This is a genomic window from Gluconobacter sp. Dm-73, assembly GCF_018256215.1.
Lineage (GTDB): Bacteria > Pseudomonadota > Alphaproteobacteria > Acetobacterales > Acetobacteraceae > Gluconobacter > Gluconobacter cadivus.
Genome location: NZ_JAERLW010000026.1, coordinates 1 through 3,271, shown reverse-complemented (window position 1 = coordinate 3,271; position 3,271 = coordinate 1). Strand labels below are relative to the sequence as shown.

At 59.6% G+C, this 3,271-nt stretch carries 2 protein-coding genes and 1 pseudogene; 1 reads left to right on the top strand and 2 read right to left on the bottom strand.

Annotated features, from left to right (window positions below; translation table 11 throughout):
- Positions 1 to 360 (bottom strand): annotated as a pseudogene (locus JK176_RS14840) (hypothetical protein); the annotation flags it as partial.
- Between the two features lie 359 nt (positions 361 to 719).
- Between JK176_RS14840 and JK176_RS14835 the strand changes: the two are divergent.
- Positions 720 to 2,873: a TonB-dependent receptor gene (locus JK176_RS14835; RefSeq protein ID WP_249194545.1), complete on the top strand. Its 2,154-nt coding sequence runs from the start codon at positions 720 to 722 to the stop codon at positions 2,871 to 2,873.
- Positions 2,874 to 2,893: 20 nt separating this feature from the next.
- On the opposite strand, the gene JK176_RS14830 is transcribed toward JK176_RS14835, so the two are convergent.
- Positions 2,894 to 3,271: DUF1501 domain-containing protein (locus JK176_RS14830; protein WP_211588398.1), on the bottom strand; the 378-nt coding region annotated here is incomplete at its 5' end.

The following is a 3,271-nucleotide window of genomic DNA, read 5'->3' as shown; positions in this document are numbered from 1 at the left end:
CGCGAAAGCCCCGGTACAGGCCATCTCCACATCGCTACAGATGTTGAAAGGCCCCGCAAAGGCGTTCCCCACAACCTCGCTCTGTTCACGCCCCAGAACCCGCGTCTCCTCATACCCCGCAAGCCCCAGAGACAGCGCAGCCGTCGTGGAGGGAAGCTGCCTCAGCAAAGACTGCAACACATCCTGCCATCCGGCCTGATCAAACGGATTGGACCCCGCCCCCCGAAGCACAGGCCCCAGCGATCCGTCCCTTCCCAGAACCGCCAGAAGCGTCTTGGTCCCCCCGCCATCAATGGCGGCAATGCAGGGCGGATGAAGGGGCGTTAGGACCGGAGAAGAGACCGGAGAAGAGACTGGCATATTTTGACGCTTCGCTTGAAACAACAGAGGCAGAAAGAAAGACGGGCGAGCATGGCGGACGAATGATCGCATATCCAGTACCGTAATGATTTTTATCGCTTTTCAGACCACCCTGGCAGAGGCTTTTCAGCTCCAGCCTCTCCCGATCTTTCGATTAGCCCCCAAGATAGACCCTCTACTGATTGATATAGCATATTGCATATCATAACGCTGATGCTTTAAGTCTGAGCCTGCCCCCTGATTCCTGGTGGCTGAACCTCACGCCTCAGGCCGCCCGCATGCACTCCAGCAGATATAGCAAATACTATACCATGATCAGCTTACTATCGTACCGCAAATGCTTCCGGACCTGCGGTTTGATGGCCGTCAGCCTGACCCTTATCGGCACGGGCTTCGCCAACGACACCCCACCCAAGCACAAATCCCGGACCATCAAAAAAGCCGATCCCGCGAAAAAAACCGCCCCTTCCGAACACATCAGCGTCGTCGGGCATCTCAACAGCGAACGCGCCCGCATTTTCCCCGGCCTCGGCGCCGTGGACTACACCATCGACCAACGCCAGATCACCACCACACCCGGCGGCCAGAACGCGGCTTTCAGCCAGATCCTCCTCCGCGTTCCCGGCGTGGTGCTGGACAGCTATGGGGAAGTCCATGTCCGCGGCGAACATGGTGGCCTGACCTATCGCGTCAACGGCGTGCTCCTGCCAGAAGGGCTGAACGGTTTCGGACAGGAACTCGATACCCGTATCATCCAATCCGTGGACCTGCTGACGGGCACCCTCCCCGCGCAGTTCGGCTTCCGTACCGCAGGCGTGGTGGACGTCACGACCAAGACCGGCGACAGCCTCAAACACAATCAGATCTCATTGTATGGCGGCAGCTACAACACCTTCGTCCCGTCCGTGCAGCTTGGCGGCCAGCATGGAAAACTGGACTATTTCACCACCCTGTCCTTCACCCGCAACAATATCGGCATCGAAAACCCGAGCAACACGTTCCGCGCCATCCATGACGTGACCGAACAGGAAAAAGCCTTCGCGTATCTGTCCTACCATCTCGACGACGCAAGCCGGATCACGCTGCTGACGAGCGCCTCCTACGCGGATTTCGAAATCCCCAACTCGTTCAAGACGTTCGACACGACCAGCCCGGACTACACGACCCTGTACAACGTCGCAGGCGTCAATCCGCATGATCCGTCCATGAACTGGGCCAACCTGAACGACAGCCAGACCGAACAGAACTACTACGCCGTGCTGTCCTATCAGCGCACGACCGAAAAACTGAACCTTCAGGTCTCACCCTATTTCCGCTACGGCCGGATCGACTATACCCCGGACCGGGACCGCGATCTGATCTATCAGGGCGTCTCGGAACACGAAGTCAACGACTTCACAACTGGCGGCATGCAGGCCGATCTATCCTACGATATCGCCCCCCATCACACCCTGCGGGCCGGTCTGCTGGGGCAGTACACGTCCGAACGTCTGGATACCGATACACTGGCCTTCCCCGTGGACGACGCTGGAAACCAGACATCCGACATCGCAAAACGCATGATCGACAATACCGGAAACTGGTCCGTTGAAACGGGCGCCTATATCCAGGACGAGTATAAAATCACCCACACCCTGACCTTCAATTACGGCATCCGCTACGACCGCTTCGCCTCGTCCTTCGACAATGAAGGGCAGTTAAGCCCACGCGCGAACATGGTCTGGAAACCCACCCGCACCACAACGCTGCATCTTGGCTATTCGCGCTATTTCGCCCCGCCGTCCCCGCAATATGTCTACCCGTCCACACTCGCGCGCTTTGCGGGCACCACCAACGCGGCCGCGAACACGATCAACAACGCCACAAAAGTCGAGAAATCGAATTACGTCGATGGCGGTATCCTCCAGCGCATCACACCCGAATTCCAGATCACGCTCGATGCCTACGCCAAATGGGCGCATGACCTCACCGATCTCGGACAGTTCGGCCGCGCGGTCATCCTCGCCCCCTTCAGCTACAAACGCGGCCGCGTCTATGGCGCGGAATTCGGCAGCTCATGGCGGCATGGCCCCTGGTCGATGTACGGCAATTTTTCCTACGTCAAAACTTCAGCCCGGGACATCAATTCGGCGCAGTACCAGTTCGATCTGGCGGAACTCGCCTATATCCGCAACAACGCCATCCAGCTCGACCATCAAGGCGAATTCACCGCCACCGCAGGCGCATCCTGGACCACGAAACACGACATGGCCTATGTCGATTTCGTCTATGGCTACGGCTTACGCAGCGGCTTCGCCAATCTGGAAAAAGAGCCGCAATACGACGTCTTCAACATCGGCTACCAGCACACCTTCACGAAGGTCCCGGCCGGGCATGACATCAAAATCCGCGCGGACGTCATGAACCTGTTCGACAAACGCTACCAGCTCCGCAACGGCAGCGGCGTCGGCATCTATCAGGCCCAGTACGGCCAGCGGCGCGGCACGTTTTTCTCAGTCGTTTCGGAGTTCTGAACGGATGTAAGAACCCGGCCTCACACCGGAACAACCAGCCCCCGCGCAGGCTCCACAGCCGCGCCTGGAAACACCGTCCCAATCGCATGAGACGGCAGATGCAGATGATCGCACAGTACCCCCGCCACGACCGACCGCAGATCGGTCGTCGGCGCAAGGTCCCGGTTCTCGAACAACTGTCCGGAGCGCAGACCGGGCCAGGTCCCCCCGACCTTCCCGCCCGCAACCGCACCGCCCGCCAGAAACGCGACCGTCCCCGTCCCGTGATCCGTCCCGCCCGTGCCATTGATCCGCACGGTCCGCCCGAATTCCGTCAGGGCCAACACCACGGTGCGGTTCCAGCTCTCGCCCAGCCCCTGACGCAGCGCCCCGATACCCCGGTCAAGCTGCGCCAACGG

Bases quoted from the DNA above. Each gene is read 5' to 3' on its own strand.
- JK176_RS14835 (WP_249194545.1), top strand. From the start codon at position 720: ATGGCCGTCAGCCTGACCCTTATCGGCACGGGCTTCGCCAACGACACC.